Annotated in this window: 20 protein-coding genes; 13 read left to right on the top strand and 7 right to left on the bottom strand. The window is 33.5% G+C overall.

Annotation, left to right across the window (positions count from 1 at the left end; translation table 11 throughout):
* Positions 1–195: 195 nt before the first annotated feature.
* From CN692_RS09970 to CN692_RS26110, 5 genes are all read left to right on the top strand, one after another.
* Positions 196–2,343 carry a YhgE/Pip domain-containing protein gene (locus tag CN692_RS09970; RefSeq protein WP_098118997.1) on the top strand — a complete coding sequence of 716 codons (2,148 nt, stop codon included), beginning with the start codon at positions 196–198 and terminating at the stop codon, positions 2,341–2,343.
* Positions 2,344–2,443: 100 nt separating this feature from the next.
* Positions 2,444–3,379: a glycosyltransferase family 2 protein gene (locus CN692_RS09965; protein WP_098118996.1), complete on the top strand. Its 936-nt coding sequence runs from the start codon at positions 2,444–2,446 to the stop codon at positions 3,377–3,379.
* 113 nt (positions 3,380–3,492) lie between these two features.
* Entirely contained in the window at positions 3,493–4,479 is a 987-nt protein-coding gene (locus tag CN692_RS09960) for a YeiH family protein (RefSeq protein ID WP_098118995.1), read from the top strand.
* Between the two features lie 74 nt (positions 4,480–4,553).
* The gene (locus CN692_RS09955; protein ID WP_098118994.1) at positions 4,554–5,222 is read left to right on the top strand and encodes a uracil-DNA glycosylase; all 669 of its coding nucleotides are present in this window, start codon (positions 4,554–4,556) and stop codon (positions 5,220–5,222) included.
* Positions 5,223–5,267: 45 nt separating this feature from the next.
* On the top strand, positions 5,268–5,417 hold the full coding sequence (locus CN692_RS26110; RefSeq protein WP_179874405.1) for a hypothetical protein: 150 nt from the start codon (positions 5,268–5,270) through the stop codon (positions 5,415–5,417).
* 216 nt (positions 5,418–5,633) lie between these two features.
* Here the strand turns inward: CN692_RS26110 and CN692_RS09950 are convergent, their stop codons facing one another.
* On the bottom strand, positions 5,634–6,446 hold the full coding sequence (locus CN692_RS09950) for a Cof-type HAD-IIB family hydrolase (protein WP_098118993.1): 813 nt from the start codon (positions 6,444–6,446) through the stop codon (positions 5,634–5,636).
* A gap of 137 nt (positions 6,447–6,583) precedes the next feature.
* Here CN692_RS09950 and CN692_RS09945 point away from each other — a divergent pair, with 137 nt between their 5' ends.
* Positions 6,584–6,871, top strand: coding sequence for a YwdI family protein (locus CN692_RS09945; RefSeq protein ID WP_098118992.1), 288 nt, complete (start codon positions 6,584–6,586; stop codon positions 6,869–6,871).
* Positions 6,872–6,889: 18 nt separating this feature from the next.
* Positions 6,890–7,255, top strand: a complete 366-nt coding sequence (locus CN692_RS09940; RefSeq protein WP_098118991.1) for a DUF423 domain-containing protein — start codon at positions 6,890–6,892, stop codon at positions 7,253–7,255.
* A gap of 51 nt (positions 7,256–7,306) precedes the next feature.
* On the opposite strand, the gene gerQ is transcribed toward CN692_RS09940, so the two are convergent.
* The 3 genes from gerQ to hemQ all read right to left on the bottom strand — a co-directional run bounded on the left by gerQ (position 7,307) and on the right by hemQ (position 9,117).
* A complete protein-coding gene (gene gerQ, locus CN692_RS09935) occupies positions 7,307–7,693 on the bottom strand; it encodes a spore coat protein GerQ (RefSeq protein ID WP_257144001.1) in 387 nt (128 codons plus the stop codon).
* A 28-nt stretch (positions 7,694–7,721) separates the two neighbouring features.
* Positions 7,722–8,150 carry a cell wall hydrolase gene (locus CN692_RS09930; RefSeq protein ID WP_098118990.1) on the bottom strand — a complete coding sequence of 143 codons (429 nt, stop codon included), beginning with the start codon at positions 8,148–8,150 and terminating at the stop codon, positions 7,722–7,724.
* Between the two features lie 220 nt (positions 8,151–8,370).
* Entirely contained in the window at positions 8,371–9,117 is a 747-nt protein-coding gene (hemQ, locus tag CN692_RS09925) for a hydrogen peroxide-dependent heme synthase (protein WP_098118989.1), read from the bottom strand.
* Positions 9,118–9,352: 235 nt separating this feature from the next.
* On the opposite strand from hemQ, the gene pta reads away from it, so the two are divergent.
* Positions 9,353–10,324 (top strand): phosphate acetyltransferase, encoded by a 972-nt coding sequence (pta, locus tag CN692_RS09920; RefSeq protein WP_098118988.1) that lies wholly within the window; start codon positions 9,353–9,355, stop codon positions 10,322–10,324.
* Between the two features lie 170 nt (positions 10,325–10,494).
* Here the strand turns inward: pta and CN692_RS09915 are convergent, their stop codons facing one another.
* Complete coding sequence (locus CN692_RS09915) at positions 10,495–11,343, bottom strand: lipoate--protein ligase family protein (RefSeq protein ID WP_098118987.1); 849 nt, start codon at positions 11,341–11,343, stop codon at positions 10,495–10,497.
* A 198-nt stretch (positions 11,344–11,541) separates the two neighbouring features.
* On the opposite strand from CN692_RS09915, the gene CN692_RS09910 reads away from it, so the two are divergent.
* Entirely contained in the window at positions 11,542–12,465 is a 924-nt protein-coding gene (locus tag CN692_RS09910) for an iron-hydroxamate ABC transporter substrate-binding protein (RefSeq protein WP_098118986.1), read from the top strand.
* A gap of 98 nt (positions 12,466–12,563) precedes the next feature.
* Here CN692_RS09910 and CN692_RS09905 read toward each other — a convergent pair whose 3' ends face one another.
* Complete coding sequence (locus tag CN692_RS09905; RefSeq protein WP_098119117.1) at positions 12,564–13,406, bottom strand: RsfA family transcriptional regulator; 843 nt, start codon at positions 13,404–13,406, stop codon at positions 12,564–12,566.
* A gap of 219 nt (positions 13,407–13,625) precedes the next feature.
* Here CN692_RS09905 and CN692_RS09900 point away from each other — a divergent pair, with 219 nt between their 5' ends.
* Entirely contained in the window at positions 13,626–13,853 is a 228-nt protein-coding gene (locus tag CN692_RS09900) for a DUF1450 domain-containing protein (RefSeq protein WP_098118985.1), read from the top strand.
* 324 nt (positions 13,854–14,177) lie between these two features.
* Positions 14,178–15,491: an HD domain-containing protein gene (locus tag CN692_RS09895; RefSeq protein WP_098118984.1), complete on the top strand. Its 1,314-nt coding sequence runs from the start codon at positions 14,178–14,180 to the stop codon at positions 15,489–15,491.
* Positions 15,492–15,596: 105 nt separating this feature from the next.
* On the opposite strand, the gene CN692_RS09890 is transcribed toward CN692_RS09895, so the two are convergent.
* Positions 15,597–15,782 (bottom strand): 2-hydroxymuconate tautomerase, encoded by a 186-nt coding sequence (locus CN692_RS09890; RefSeq protein WP_098118983.1) that lies wholly within the window; start codon positions 15,780–15,782, stop codon positions 15,597–15,599.
* 166 nt (positions 15,783–15,948) lie between these two features.
* Here CN692_RS09890 and CN692_RS09885 point away from each other — a divergent pair, with 166 nt between their 5' ends.
* Positions 15,949–16,617, top strand: coding sequence for a site-2 protease family protein (locus CN692_RS09885; RefSeq protein ID WP_098118982.1), 669 nt, complete (start codon positions 15,949–15,951; stop codon positions 16,615–16,617).
* A gap of 21 nt (positions 16,618–16,638) precedes the next feature.
* Positions 16,639–17,151 (top strand): YwhD family protein, encoded by a 513-nt coding sequence (locus tag CN692_RS09880; protein ID WP_098118981.1) that lies wholly within the window; start codon positions 16,639–16,641, stop codon positions 17,149–17,151.
* Positions 17,152–17,282: the final 131 nt, after the last annotated feature.

Here is a 17,282-nt window from a genome sequence, read left to right as displayed (position 1 = left end):
TCCTATCCTTGCTTTCTAGAATAGTTATGAATTTTTTATTGCATACTATATGAAATTAATTTCTTTTCTAAATCAAGGCATGAAGAAAAGAAGAACAATAAGGAAAGAATGTGGAGATTGCTTCAGTCTCTTTTCCTAGCCAAACTCCTTCATTCTAAGTACTTTCAACTTTATTTAAGATTAGGTGAGTTATAGATGAATTCAATTTTTGAGATTTATTTTCGCGATGTGAAACGAATTGTAACTAATTGGGCAGCTTTAATGATTATCGCTGGCTTAATTATCATGCCTTCAATGTATGCATGGTTTAATATTAAGTCTTCGTGGAATCCGTATGGAAACACGAAGGGCTTAAAGATTGCAGTCGTAAATGAGGACAGAGGTGCAACTGTTTTAAATAATAGGATAAATATCGGAAATGAAGTAATCAATTCATTAAAAGAAAGTCCTACACTAGGCTGGCGATTTACAAGTAGGGATAAGGCAAATGAAGGGGTCAAGCAAGGAAAATATTATGCTAGCATTATGATTCCGAAAGATTTTTCCGAGAAAATTAGTACGGTATTAACAGACAATCCAAAAAAACCTGAACTCGTTTATCAAGTAAATGAAAAGCTTAATATTATTGCTCCGAAATATACAGAAAAAGGTGCAACAGGTATTGCGAGCGAGATTACAAAGAAGTTTGAAAAGACCGTTAGCAAAGAAGTACTACAGGAATTTAATAAAATAGGAATTGATTTGCAAACGAACTTACCTGAAATAAAACAATTTGAGCGAATGATTTTTAAGCTAGAAAAAGACTTGCCTGAAATAAAATCTGAAGTAAATAAAGCATTAAATGATTACAGTAAAGTACAAGGAGTCATTCAAACAGCTAATAAAGATATTGAACTGATCAATCAGATCGTTTCAAATGGTGAGAAGCTTACGGGTAGTTTAAATGGATTTTTTAATCAAGTTAATCAATCGATACATAATGCAATTCCATTTATTAAACAGACCCTTAATCTACTCCAAAGCCAATCAGCCGTCATTCAAAGCACTATATCACAAATGCAGAATCAGGGTATTAATCCTGATGAGTCAACTAGGCTATCAGATGAAATGGGACAAATTATACCAAATTCAAGAAATATCATTCCCTCTTTAATTCAAGTGCTTCAATCGTTTAATAGTCTAAATACTACAGTAAATTTCAATAAAGATATTAACGCACTAAAACAATTAGATGCAGACCTAGCGACAATTCAAAGTGAAAATGATCAAATAAAAAGGGAAATTCAAAACGGGGGCAATGTGCCTACAGATTTACTTCAGAAAATGAGTGAACGCGCAACTAATATAAATAATACGTTAGCGAGTTTAAATTCAAATTTTGACCAAGATTTTGTGCCAAAGCTAAATGAGGCATCGAGATTAGTGAATGAATCCATTAAAAATAGCCAGACGATATTGACTGATGCTAAAAATAATATACCGATCATTAAAGGGGTACTTGCTAATACATCCCATTTATTAGAAACAAAAAAGGGTGATATACAGCAATTAATTAATGAATTCCCTCTGATCGAAACAAAAATTAAAAAATTAGCTAATGAGATTAGAAAAGCCGAAGAAAAAGGTAGTATCGAGGATTTAATAAATTTTCTTCGGACAGATATCGAAAAGGTAAGTGACTTTTATTCAAGTCCAATTGAAATAAAGAAAGAGCGGATGTTCCCAATACCGAATTATGGTACAGGAATGACACCATTTTATACGACTTTGTCATTATGGGTAGGCGCATTATTAATGGTTTCTTTATTAACCACAGAAGTTCATGAAGAGAAATCTTATAAAAGTAGAGAAATTTACTTTGGGAGATTATTAACTTTCATTTCGATTGGTATATTTCAAACACTAGTCGTAACTATTGGCAATTTCCTAATTTTAGGAACATATGCAGCAAGTAAAGGTTATTTTATTTTCTTCGGACTATTGATTAGCATCGTATTTACATTGATTGTTTATACGCTTGTTTCGGTCTTTGGCAATGTCGGGAAAGGCATCGGTATCATCTTCCTAGTTCTTCAAATATCTGGTGCTGGGGGAGTCTACCCAATTCAAGTAACTCCGCCATTTTTCCAAACAATCAACCCATTTCTACCGTTTACTTATGCACTAAGTTTGTTAAGAGAGGCTACCGGTGGAATCATTTGGAATACCGTTCAAAGGGATCTTCTGACACTAGCCCTATTTGTCATTATTGCAATTATAATAGGTGTAGTTTTTAAAGCGCCAATTAATAAAAGAGCTAGTAAAATAGTGGATCTTTCTAAAAAAAGTAAGCTCATTCATTAGTTGCCAAAAAATACAAATTCAAATTAAAATGATTGAACTGTTTCACCAAGTGCTATAACATAGATAAAAGTTATCATTTCATAGCTTTTAGGAGAAGTAGGTGTTTAGTTTGAAAATTTCAGTTGTAGTTTATTGTTATAACAGTGGAGAAAACTTAGAAAGATTTCACGTTAACTTATCAAATACATTAAAATTACTTAAAGACGATTATGAAATTATATATATAAACGATGGAAGTGAAGATGATACATTATTGGCACTTCAAGTTGTTGCAAACCATAGCAATCATTTGAAATATATCTCGTTTACTCGTCACTTTGGAAGAGAAGGTGCACTGTGCGCTGGTCTTGAACACTCAAAGGGTGAGGTAGTCGTGTTAATGGATGGAAGCTTTATACATCCACCAAACGTTATTCTTGAGATGATGGATGAATACCAAAAGGGTAATAACCATGTACTTGCTTCAAAAAAATTAGAGAATTCAGTTCTAAAAAAAGCGAAAAAAGGCATTGTTGAGAAATTCATAAGAAAATTTGTTGATCCTGACATTTTGCAAAATGAATCAGACTTTCGTTTGTTAAGCAGAAAAGTAGTTAATGCAATTTTAAGTATGCCTGAATCAAATCGTTATTCAAAAGGTATGTTTAATTGGATTGGATTTAAAATAAAAGAAATCGAGTATGAAATCACGTCAAGAATAATTAATAAAGAGTCAGAAGTAAAGAAGCTTGATTCTATGAAAAGGTCCATTGAGTATATTCTTTGTTTTAATACGAGGCCATTGAGATTGTTAACTAAAATTGGTTTACTATTAATTGGCATTAGTCTAGTGATCTTTATTATGATGAGTTTTAAAGTACTTTTGGTAGGGATTAGAATACCTGGCTTATATACAATTTCCAATTTCATTATGCTATTTGGAGGCGTCCAACTATTGATGATTGGTGTATTAGGCGAATATTTAGGAAAGACATATTATGAAGCAAAAAGAAGACCTCAGTACATTGTAGAATCTTCAAGCTACGATGAAGAGTAAATTTTTTATATGGTAAATTTGGAAATTCGACAAGAATATTGTCGAATTTCTTTTTTCGTTACATAATAATGAAGGATAGAATTAAATATTATAGTGAAAACTTGGAGATTATTATGGGGAATGTTTTGAAGATTATTCCAGGGTTAGTTATTTGTCTTATTATCGCGCTTGTTAGTCAATCACTTTCTTATATAGTGCCAATTGGAGCGGCTACATTTTCAATTCTAATAGGGCTTTTAATCGGTAATACTGTTCACTTAAAGTCTTATTTTGAAGGCGGTAGGAAGTTTGCAGAAAGTAAATTATTGGAGATTTCAATTTTTTTATTAGGAGCAACTATAAGTGTTCAAATGATAAGCTTATTGGGTTTAAAAGGCATTATTTTAATCGTAACTCAGATGTGTTTTGTGATCATCTTTACGATTTGGATCGGCGAAAAATTAGGTTTTGGATTGAACTTTAGTTATTTAATGGCAAGTGGAAATGCAGTATGTGGCTCATCAGCAATTGGTGCTACAGCTCCTGCTATTCACGCTACTCAAGAAGAAAAAGGCTTGGCTGTGACACTTGTAAATATGATGGGAACAGTCTTAATGTTTATCCTGCCTGTTATCGCTTCAGTTTTATATCACTCGCAAACATTGCCGACTTCTGCGTTAATCGGGAGCACCTTGCAATCAGTTGGTCAAGTTGTTGCCAGCGGTAGTTTGGTGAATGATGAGGTAAAAAATTATGCGACTTTATTTAAATTAATTCGTGTAGTTTTTCTTGTTTTTGTAGTGTTCAGTTTATCGAATATAAAGAGAAGAAACTTACCTACTGAGGACTCAGTTGAAAAAGTAAGAATCCAATTTCCTTGGTATGTAATTGGTTTTGTAATTATGTGTGTTTTATATAGTTTAGGAATGCTACCAAGTTGGGCTGCAACTATTTCTAATAATACAAGTCACTTGCTTGAAATTACTGCACTGGCTGCTATAGGATTGAACGTAAATCTAAAACGAATTATTAAACAAGGGAAATTACTATCACTATACGCACTGAGTATTGTAGGCTTTCAAATACTATTAGCAATTTTATTAATTCAACTATTCTATTGAGTTGGGGACAACGACAATAAACAACAAATAAAGACTATTTCTCGGGAAATTTCGTCAGGAAAGGTGGTATTTCATTGCTTCAACTATCGTCACAGTGGAGAGAAAAATTAAAATCAGAATTTGACAAACCATATTTTAAAGATTTAATGCGTTTTCTAGAAGAAGAATATAAAAATCAAACCATTTATCCTGAGAAAGATCATTTATTTCAAGCGTTAAATGAATGTTCATATGAAGATTGTAAAGTGGTCATCTTAGGACAAGATCCGTACCATCAACCAGGTCAAGCGCATGGATTAAGCTTTTCTGTATTACCAGGAGTAAAAATACCACCTTCTTTAAGAAATGTCTATAAAGAACTAAACAGTGATTTAGGCATAGAGATCCCAACAAGCGGCTATTTAAATAATTGGGCAAATCAAGGCATCTTGTTATTGAATACGGTTCTAACAGTTCGCGAAGGAGAGCCCAACTCGCACAAAAATAAAGGGTGGGAAGTATTTACAAATACAATCTTATCTGAATTAAATAAACACGAACGTCCGATTATTTTCGTTTTATGGGGAAAACACGCCCAAGCAAAGGAAGAATTAATTACAAGTAGCCATCATGTAATATTAAAAGCCCACCATCCGAGCCCATTATCTGCTAGTAGAGGATTCTTTGGAAGTAAACCATTTTCACAAATTAATCAAAAATTAGAAGAGTTTCAAATGGAAGCAATTGATTGGGCGGTAAGGTAGTTATATCAATATCAAAAAAGAAGCTGTCTTATGAGGCAGCTTCTTTTGATTCCGTATGGAAAACGCGAACACTTTGTGTATTTTGTTGATAAAGTTGTGAACTTTATTGATAAAGTAGTTATTTTTGTTGATAAAATAGAAAGTTTTATTGATAAAACCGGAATATTTGTTGATAAGACGCTTGTATCTGTGTAGGAGGGGGATGTTCACTCTAATAATTAAGCGGGTTTTTCATGAGTATACCGAAATATCAACGAGATTTGATCATATATCAACGAGGTTCACAACTTTATCAATATTGTTCACCTAGTATTTGCGTTAGCAGCAAGACAAACACTCAAAATTTCAATACATAAAAAAAGATAACCCATCATTCTTGCGGGTTATCATACGTTTACTATGATCACATCATTATTGATTATTCAGTATAAACTTCTCAACAACTTGTGCCACACCATCTTCATTATTAGTGGCAGTTACATAGTCTGCTTGTTGCTTAATTTCTTCTGGAGCATTCCCCATTGCTACACCTAGTCCTGCGAATTTAATCATCGGAAGGTCATTATATCCGTCACCTACAGCGATGACTTCATCTTGGCGAATTCCTAGAATTTGAATTAAATGATTAAGGCTTTTTCCTTTATCTACTTCAATATTCGTTAGTTCTAAGAAGAATGGTTTCGAGCGCATGACGCTAATTTTACCTTCGAGCTCTTTTTGGAGAATTTTTTCAACTTGAGCTAGTTTTTCTGGATCTTCTAACATTAATAATTTTACTACGTCATTTTGTACATGACCGGTGAAACTACTTACTTCTTTTATAGGCATACCTGTAAGCTCGCCTTCAATATCAGTGTATTGATTGCCTTGTTCAGTAATAATATCATTTTCAATATATGTATGAACGAACACATTATGTTTTTTACTAATTTCGTAAAGTTCATGGGCTTGGTCTTTTGTTAATGCGCATTCATAAACATTATTTTTAGTTCGATAGTCAGTAATAATTCCACCATTAAATGATAGAACATAACTACCATAATCATGAAGTAATAGTTCTTCTGCCAGCTTATGCATTGCAAAGGTTGGTCTACCAGATGCTAATACTACTTTAACACCTATATCTTGTGCTTTTAGTAAAGCTTCTTTAGTTCGTGGAGAAATCACATGATGATCTGTCAAAAGTGTGTCATCGATGTCTAATACAATCATTTTATAGTCCAAAAAAATTACCTCCTAAAATTAACCTTTTTAGTATACCACCGTTCGACTAAAATAGTGCTTAATTTGGTTGTTATTCGCTTTCATAAAAAAGCCATAGTATAATAAAGTTTATTGGATTGTGTTAAAAAAGTTTGGTGGTGATTTATCTGAATATCAGTGTAGAAAAAGTAATCCAGCAAATTGAAAATGAGTTACAAAAGGCGAAAGTAAATACACAAAAGCCAGGTCAATTTCGAGAAAGAATAGCGAGTATTCGTTCTTTATGCGAGCTACTTCTTGAAGATGAGAGTAGTGTAGAGGTTATCAAAAGTGTAATAACTAGTAATTTTATTCAATCAATACCAAGTCAGCCTATTATGTCTCAGCCGTCTGTTATGCCTAAAATAGATGATTCGGAACAAGGCGGATCATTATTAGATTTTTAAGATATAGGGGGAGAAGAAGTGAAGTTATTTTTCTTGTTTGGTAGTATTTTTGCATTTTTATCTATCGCATTAGGTGCATTTGGAGCACATGGACTTGAGGGGAAAATTTCAGCGAAATCACTAGAAGTTTGGCATAAAGCTGTTCAATATCAAATGTTCCAAACAGGTGGATTATTTATTATCGCATTTTTAATTGATAAATATGGATCATCAACTCAATTAATGTGGGCTGGATGGTTATCGGTAATAGGAATAATCTTATTCTCAGGAAGCTTGTACATATTAAGTGTATCTGGCATTAAAATACTAGGTGCAATCACTCCATTAGGAGGATTAGCATTTTTGGTTGCTTGGATCTTAGTAGGTATTTCAGTTATGAAATAAAAAAAGTGTTCAATAGTAGTGCGATTTTGCACTGTATTGAACACTTTTTTTCTAAAGTTGATAAGGGAGAGCTATTTCTTCGTCAAATGTGACGTAGTCTAAGTAAATTGTCAGTAATACGAAAGTTTTCGTTGAATTTACATCTCTGAGTACAATATGATCACGCCCTGCCCCCATAATATACCCGACGAATACTTGTTGTTGGTGTCCAGTGAATGTCATATAAACCGTAGCAACTTTCCCACGATTAGCTCTAAGAATATTTTCGACATATGATTGTTCAAAGAGACCAGGTGTAGCTGACACTTGACCCTGCTGAGTGATCATGCCACCTGATGGAGCTGCAAACCCTTGCCCTTGCCCAGTTTGTTGCCCTTGTCCCTGGGTAGGTTGGGCCGCACGATAAATATTTTGATAATATTCGAAAGGATTACTCAAAGAAAAAACCTCCCTTAGTTAAATCGTTTTAAACACTGTAAACTTTAGGACAATCTTGAGAAGTTGGTTGGTAAAAGCAATGTGACTTATATCTTCCTGCTAGTTTTTGGTTAAACCAAGTTCCTGGGCATGAGCCTGCTGGGCGGAAGAACCATAGGCCATAAGTTGCAGGCCAAAAACGTTGTCCTGCTATTACTTTTCTAGAAAGTTCAATATCTTGATCGCGTGCACGTTGATAAAAGTATGATTTTTGCACGGCTTCAAAACCACCAGGATTCTGATAAACCATATCTGTTAGACTCCGAATATCTCTAAAATCTAAGCAGTCACATAATACCCTGTTAACACAGACATTTCCAACCATTAACATACCTTCTTTACCTTCGCCTTCAGCTTCAGCACGCATTAATCTTGCAAGCAATGAAACTTCAGCTTCGGTATAACGAATTACAGCCATAAAAAAGCCTCCTCATCCGAGTTAAATACTCTGCACGAATCCCAAAAGGTGATCGGAAAGCGAGGACTAATTAGTTCGTTCACTACTGTAACTATATTAAAATTGAAAGAAACATATGACACCTTTTCCAAAAGGGAAATAAAAAAACTTCTCAAAAAGAGAAGTCTTTTAATTTATATACTATGACTGATCGTATATAGAGGATACCCTAAGTATTCAATTATACGTAAAGATATTTTGAGAATGCGTCTTCTTTTAAGATCGTTCCAACAAAGAATGAACCAAATACACCATAACGTGCACTTACTTCATCAAAGCGCATTTCATAAATTAATTTTTTGAACTGAAGTACATCTTCAGCAAATAGTGTAACGCCCCACTCGTAATCATCAAAACCAACTGAACCAGTAATGATTTGTTTAACTTTTCCAGCGTAACCACGTCCAATTTTTCCGTGGCTGTACATCATTTCTTTACGAGCTCCTGAAGGAAGCATGTACCAGTTATCTTCACCTTCACGCTTTTTATCCATTGGATAGAAGCATACATACTGAGATTTTGGTAATGCAGGGTAAAGTCTAGAACGAACATGAGGATTTTGATATGGATCGCCATCTTCTTCGCTTAAGTAATTACTTAATTCAACTACAGAAACGTATGAATAAGTAGGAATCATAAATTGAGACAGTGTAGTTTTGTTTATTTCTGTTTCAATATGTAGTAATTCATCCATAGTAGGTCGTAAAACCATAAACATCATATCTGCCTTTTGACCTAAAATATTGTAAATAGCATGGCTACCTTCACCAGCATCGGCAACTTGATTCCATTTTGAGAATACTTGTTGGAATTCTGTGATAGCTAATTGACGCTCATCACTGCTTAATTGTTTAAAAGCATGCCAATCCATACTTCTAAAGTCATGTAAACAATACCAACCATCTAAAGTTTTTGCAGCTTCACTCATTTTAAATCCCCCAAACGTTATCGTATTGATTTTCATTTATATAGCATACTACAATTAAAAGTATTTTGTAAAAACATACAAAATTATACAGCAACCTAATTTATTTAGAAAATTAGGAATTAATTTACTTTAAATGATAGCGCTTTATTAAATATATTATATTTTTCATTACTCTAAAAAGGTTTTATTCTAATTATAGACAAATAAAATAATTTTAAATATGTTGGAGGCTATTATGAGTAATCTATTTGAAAGTATTAAGCAAAAAGTATCAGGTAAAGGTATTTCAATTGTTTTACCAGAAGGTTTAGATGAGAGAATATTAACAGCAGCTGATAGACTAGCAAAAGAAGAAGTATTAAAACCGATATTAATAGGTAATGTAGAAAGCGTTAAAGAAAAAGCAAGTAGTTTAGGTTTAGAGCTTCAAGGAGTAGAAATTTTAGACCCATCTACTTATGAAAAAATGGAAGAACTAGTTGCTTCTTTTGTTGAGCGTCGTAAAGGAAAAGCAACAGAAGAACAAGCACGTAAAGCATTATTAGATCCAAACTATTTTGGAACAATGCTAGTTTATGCAAATATAGCGAATGGACTAGTTAGTGGTGCAACACATTCAACTGCGGACACAGTACGTCCGGCACTTCAAATTATTAAAACTAAACCAGGCGTTACAAAAACATCAGGTGTATTTATCATGGTTCGTGAAGATGAAAAATACGTATTTGCTGACTGTGCGATTAACATTGCACCAAATAGCCAAGACTTAGCTGAAATTGCTATTGAAAGTGCAAAAACAGCAAAATTATTTGATATTGAACCAAAAATTGCAATGTTAAGCTTTTCAACAAAAGGATCAGCAAAATCACCTGAAACTGAAAAAGTGGCTGAAGCGGTTAAAATTGCAAAAGAACTTGCACCTGAATTAACTTTAGATGGCGAGTTCCAATTTGATGCTGCGTTTGTACCATCTGTAGCAAAAAGTAAAGCACCAGATTCAGTTATTAAAGGTGATGCTAATACATTCGTATTCCCAAGCTTAGAAGCAGGAAACATTGGTTATAAAATTGCTCAACGTTTAGGTAATTTCGAAGCAATCGGACCAATCTTACAAGGATTAAATATGCCTGTTAATGACCTATCTCGTGGTTGTAACAGTGAAGATGTTTATAAATTATCAATCATTACAGCTGCTCAGTCACTGTAAGGGTAGACCGAATTTTTCTTCTTTGATATATAGAAAGAGTGCTCGAGAGTCTTTGGACTTTTGAGCACTCTTTTTTAGTTTGATGGCGTGGAGATATGAACCAAATTTGAAAATACAAAAAACCACAAGAAAAAGTAATCTTGTGGTTCTTCTACATTCTTATCCTTCTCTTAACATTCTTGCATCGAACTTATTTCTGAGTTACGGTCAATCATTCGTTGCAAATGATAATTATACAAATCTATTTCATCGCCAAATAAAGAGTTAGGAGTTAGTTTAGGGGTTAATTTAATTAGAGATTGTAACAGTCTCTTCATTGTATCTGTAACGGTAATTTCAGCTGATAATAGCTCGCTAAGTGATGCCATTGTATTTGGCAAAATGGTAGGGTAGTTAAATGATGTTTCTTGGTTATTAATCGCTATCTCATAAAAGTCTTTGACAATGGAAGCACGTTTTGAACCACTCTCATTAATACATAAATAGATTTGGACAGCAACGCCTTTACGTATACGGCGTTGAGAAATCCCTGCGAATTTCTTTCCATTGATGCTTAAATCAAAATCTCCAGGACAATAGGATCCAACGATTTCTTTTGCGACTATTTTATCAGTTAAGTCTTTAAACATATCTTGAATTAATGCATACATCATTTCATAACCATCATTAATTTGAAGCTTATGTTCAGCCTCCGGAAAGATTAGTGAAATATTTAAAACACCTTCGTCTAATACAACTGCAAGCCCACCTGAATTTCGTACAATTGCTTTATAACCTTGGCTATTAAGATAATTAACACCATTCACTAAATTCGGTAATCTAGTATCTTGTATACCTAGAACAATAGTATTGTGGTGCACCCATGTTCTGATGGTTGGAGGAGACTCCAGTCTTCCGATTTTTGTACATAATGTGTCATCTAATGCAAAAGATTGTTTTGCTTCAAAGGAAGGTCCTAAAGTTGAGCCGTCTATAAAGCGTATTTCATCATTTTGTAATCGATTTAAATATTGATTCATTAAATAAAGCCCCTTGCGTTTATGCGTTTGTTTCCTTATTTTAGCACGAATTTTAACTAAGTAAAAAAACTTCATATTCTAAATATTAACTATTGATTGACAATACATTAAATCCTAATTATAGTAAATTAAGTAATGAAAATGATAATCGTTATCAATTATTTCGAGGTTGATTATAATCGTAAAAAGGAGAAACAAATGAAAAAGTTATTATTACCGTTTATTTTAGTTTTTGTATTAATCATAAGTGCATGTAGCAATAATTCTTCAGATCAGAAGGCTAATACGACAAGTAAAAACGATCACGCAAAAACATTTACATACCAATCTGAAACAGGACCTGTTGAAGTGCCTACACATCCAAAACGCGTGATTCTATTATCAGGTTTTACTGGTAATGTTATTTCCCTAGGTGTTAATGTCGTTGGGGTAGATGTTTGGTCAAAGAATAATCCAACTTTTAAGAAAGAATTAAAAGACGTAGCGGAAGTATCTGATGATAATCTAGAAAAAATTATTGAATTAAAGCCAGACTTAATTATTGGATTATCAAATATTAAAAATATTGATAAATTGAAAGAGATTGCTCCAACAGTGACTTACACATGGGGGAAATTAGACTATTTATCACAGCATGTAGAAATTGGTAAGCTTTTAAACAAAGAGAAAGAAGCAAAAACATGGGTTGATGACTTCAAGCAACGCGCTGAAAAAACTGGAGATGAAATTCGCGCTAAAATTGGTCAAGACGCAACAGTATCAGTATTCGAATCATATGACAAACAGCTCTACGTATTCGGCAATAACTGGGCTCGTGGAACTGAAATACTTTATCAAGCTATGAAATTAAAAATGCCTGAAAAAGTAAAAGAAGTAGCATTAAAGGACGGATATTACACACTTTCCACAGAAGTGCTACCGCAATATGCAGGGGATTATATCATTTTAAGTCAGTATGCAAATGCAGATATTTCCTTCAAAAAAACAGATACATATAAATCGATTCCTGCGGTAAAAAATAATCACGTATATGAAATGACTGGGAATGGCGCATCATTTAGTGACCCTGTGACGCTGGACAAACAGCTAGCATTCTTTAAAAAGTCATTTTTAGGAAATTAATAGATTATAGGGACTACCCGTAAATACATTTTATAACTAAAAATAGAGAAACGAGTTCTAACTTAAGAACTCGTTCCTCTATTTTTCTACAGATTATGTTATTCTGCAATTTTTTCTAAATTTCCGTTCTTATCCATTCTAAAGGATGTTGCTGCTGGCTTCTCTTCCTCTTCAAACAATACTAATTTTCTAGCCCGATTCATTATTTTCATCATTGTTTCATAGTCTTCTTGAACAGTAGTAGCATCTTTTTCAAGCTTTTCTACTTGTCTCTGTAACTGAGAATTTCGTTCCTGTAATTGCATAAGCTCTCTTTTCAACTGATCATTCTCACGGACTAAGCGATCACCACCAATTTGATTACTAGAAAGGCCTTGTAAAAATTGAATTACATCAAACATTGTAAGTGAACTTTTTCTTGTAGTACTTGGCGAAGGTGGTGAAGCCTGTGCTTGGTATTGATTTTGTACTAAAGGAATATTTGAAAAAATTTCAGTTTTTGGTTCTTCATCATGTAAAACCTCGTCGTCTGTTTCAAATTGATCATTAGTTTCCACAAAAGAACCAAATTCTTGATCAAGTTCAAGACCATATTCTAAATCTTGCTCATCATTTAAATAGCGATCAAAATTACTAGATACATCTGTTTGTATATAACTAGATTCAGAAGGTGTATATAATAATTTTTTCTTAGCATCTTCGCCTTTAGCGTGTCGAAGCTTTTCTTTACGGAATTTTTTTGCTAATTGTAGTGCTTTTTCATAATTATAACGAACTACAGCATTCCAACGAAAACCGCATGCGGCAGAAGTACGTTCTAAAACATCGCCAACTTCTTCAAAGGCATTTAATTGGGTGCTTCCTTCGCGCACGTGTCGTAAAACAGTTTCCGCTAAAAGTAAATCATTCTCTTCAGTCCAAGCATCTTGTCTTAATTTCATCATAGAAATTTCCCCTCAACTTTCTTTTATTCAATTATTAATTCATTTAATTTCTAGCTGATTAATAGAAGTTTGGACAAAAAAATAGAAAACTATACAAAAAATAGTAGAATACTATTTGAGTGTGATTTATTAGGAAAACTTGCATGTCTTTTTGGGAACGAGTAAAATTACTGCTAAGTATGTTCAATAAAGAACAGAAAGGATTGTTTAAAAAAAATGTCAAACGAATTTAGAATATGTGATGATTGCCAGGCGACGAATATTAAGACTTTAGTCCCTCGCTTAAAACGAATAGATGAAGACGCAGAGGTTAAAATCGGATGCCAATCTTATTGTGGACCAGGACGAAAAAAATCGTTTTGCTTTGTCAATAACCGTCCATTATCTGCTCCAAACGAAGATGATCTACTTGTTAAGATAAAGTCAAAACTAGGTAAGAATTAAACGTTCCTTCATCTTTAGGAGCGTTTTTTTGATATAATAGTAAAGAAATACGAAAGGCGTTTGCTCAGCCCCGAAAAGCATAAGACGAATTCCAAAGCAGGTTGATTTTTACCTGAATTGGAATTCGGCTTATGACCTCGAGGGGCTAACGCCTGTAGCTAGACAATACGAAATGTGGAGAAAGCTTCAGCAACGATAAATTAGACGATTAGAACAATAAAAAGTGTCGCTTACTATAGATCATAGAAATAAAAGAGACATGTTCAGATAACAAGTAATTTAGCATATAAAGAAATAGTGTACATATTGAAAGGGGGCCAACATATGACATATCGTTTCCAAAAGCTATATGAGGAAAAAGTATTTAAAGATCCAGTACATCGTTATATACACGTAAGAGATCAAGTTATCTGGGATTTAATTGGAACTAAGGAATTTCAGAGACTAAGAAGAATTAAGCAGCTCGGTACTACATATCTTACGTTTCATGGAGCTGAGCATAGTCGATTTACTCATTCGCTTGGCGTTTATGAAATTATAAGGCGAATGGTAGATGATGTATTTTCAGGCCGTCCTGAATGGAATGAGGATGATCGTTTATTAGCTCTTTGTGCTGGGTTGTTGCATGATGTTGGTCACGGGCCTTTTTCACATACGTTTGAGAAGATATTTAATTTAGACCATGAAGAGTTAACTAGAGAAATTATAGAGGGTTCAACGGAAATTAATAAAATTTTAAAAAAGGTTGGAGATGACTTTCCTAAGCAGGTTTCGGAAATCATTGAGAAAACTTCGAAAAATAAGCTCGTTACAAGTATGATTTCAAGTCAGATTGACGCTGATCGTATGGACTATCTTCTTAGAGATGCATATTACACTGGAGTGAGCTATGGTAATTTCGATATGGAACGTATATTGAGAATTATGCGTCCTCGTCCTGATGGCGTCGTTATTAAACAATCAGGTATGCATGCCGTTGAGCATTATTTAATTAGTCGATACCAAATGTATTGGCAGGTTTATTTTCATCCAGTGTCTAGAAGTGCTGAAGCAGTTTTACTAAAAATATTACAAAGAGCTAAATATTTACATGAGTCAGGTTATCATTTTAATTATGTACCAGTTCATTTCGATCATCTTTTTGAAGGGAAGATTGATTTAGACGAATATATTAAATTAGACGAATCTGTACTTCTGTATTATTTTCAAGTGTGGCAAGAAGAGTCCGACGAAATCTTGAGCGATCTATGTCAACGTTTCTTGAATCGGAATTTATTTAAATATGTCGATTTTGATACACAATCTCATACTGAAAAATTTGCTGAACTAAAGAAGCTATTTTTAGAAATAGATATTGATTCAGAATACTATTTAGTCATTGATACGATCTCAGATGAAGCTTATGATTATTTTAGATATGGTGAAGAAGACGGTAAGAAGCCAATATTATTGTTGCAAACGAACGGTGATTTAAAAGAAATCTCCCGTAAATCAGAGCTAGTCGATGGAATAACAGGGAAAGAATTATTCGATTCTAAGTTATTTTTCCCTTATGATTTAATCTATACAAACCCTGATGAGAAGAAAAAGAAAGTAATTGAAATGATTGAAGAAATAGCAGGAGCTAAAAGAAGATAAGCTTATTCGATTGAAGATACTCAAATTGCTTGGTAGTGTGAGAAACAATAATAAAAACAGTAAACGGATTTTAGTCCCGTTTACTGTTAATGTATGTAAGAATTTCTATTCGTCACTAAGGCGTTTGCCTGCAACTGCATAATGATTTTTTGTCATCTCTTCGATGAAAACAACAATCTTCTCAGTTGGTGCGCCTGTTGTTTCACTCACAGCAGCAGTAACTTTTTCTACTAAAGCTTTCTTTTGTTCTTCAGAGCGACCTTCTAGCATTTTTACTGTAACGTATGGCATAATATGACCTCCTTAGTTTTGTCATTTTTATTATAACTCAGGAAGTCAGAATAATAACGGTTAAATCATTAACATTGAAGAAATCACCATCAATAATTTAAACTTTTATTAAAGAGTTCAATAATTAGCAGTCACAAAAACAATTATTTCTTGAGAGGAGTCAAGAATGGGATCATTTTTTCAATATCCATTAAAAGATATACCATTAATATTACTAGTTGTCGCAATTTCACTATCAGTTCACGAATTTGCACACGCATATGTAGCTTATAAATTTGGGGATGACACGGCAAAAAAACAAGGCAGGCTAACTCTTTCTCCATTTAAACATTTAGATATTTTCGGAACGATTGCCATCATTATATTAGGCTTTGGTTGGGCAAGACCAGTTCCAGTGAATCGCCATAACTTTAAAAATCCAAGAATAGCAGGGATTCTAACAACTGCAGCGGGTCCAATAAGTAACTTTATATTGGCAACACTTGGATTAATCGTTTATGCATTACTATTAAAGTATGGATTTTTTCATTCTTTCCCAGAGGCTTTAACGATTACTTTAAATTCGTTCTTTAGTATTTTCATACAAATGAATATTGTGCTATTTGTATTCAACTTAATTCCTCTTCCACCATTAGATGGATATCGGATCATAGAAGATTTAGCACCTAATGATATTCGCGCAAAAATGTCACAATATGAGCAGTATGGAGCATTTGTGTTCTTAGTTTTAGTATTAACTCCTTTAGATAACTATACAATACAACCAATTTTCGAGTTTGCTATACCTTCAGTTTTCCACTGGATTAATTCAATTGTTACAACATTAATTATGTAATTTACTATTAGGAGGCTAACGATGTCTGAACAACCAAAAAAGAAATCACTAGGATTCAATATATTAAAAAATGATTCAACGAGCGGGCATGGCGGTTTTGGTGTTGGGGCGATTAGTTTAGAAAATATCTCTCCTGTCTTTATTGATATACAAGAGAATGATGTTTTTGTAGATATCGGTGCAATGCACGCAAGAAGTTCAGTTGAAAAAGGAATTAAATTCTTAACAAAAGAGGAAGATGTTCCTAATGGAAAACCTTATTGGTTAGTATGGGTAGCAACTGAAAGAACTGAAAGCGGACCTTATTATGCAGGAGTAACTGGTTGCTATATGACAGTTGACCGTGAAGCTAGAAGGGGTTATAAACTTCTACCTGATCATGTAAATAAAATGGATAAAGCGATGAAACGAAAGTTAATGGTTGATCATATGGATGAAAAGTCTCGTACATTATTAGCTGATTTTCTTAAAGCACACAATGAAGAGATGTGGAATAATTCATCTGACCAATTAAAAACAGAACTTTTAGGTTAATAAACTTTTAGCATATTTAGAGAGTGCAAATGAGTAGCAGAGAAAAACTTGATGTGGCTTCCAATATTAGGAATTAAGTTGCGTCTTTACACTAGCTAAAAATGCGATCCAATCGGTGAGTTTTCTTTCAA

The organism is Bacillus sp. AFS002410 (genome assembly GCF_002556365.1).
Taxonomy (GTDB): Bacteria; Bacillota; Bacilli; order Bacillales; family Bacillaceae_G; genus Gottfriedia.
This window is presented reverse-complemented; position numbering and strand designations above follow the sequence as displayed.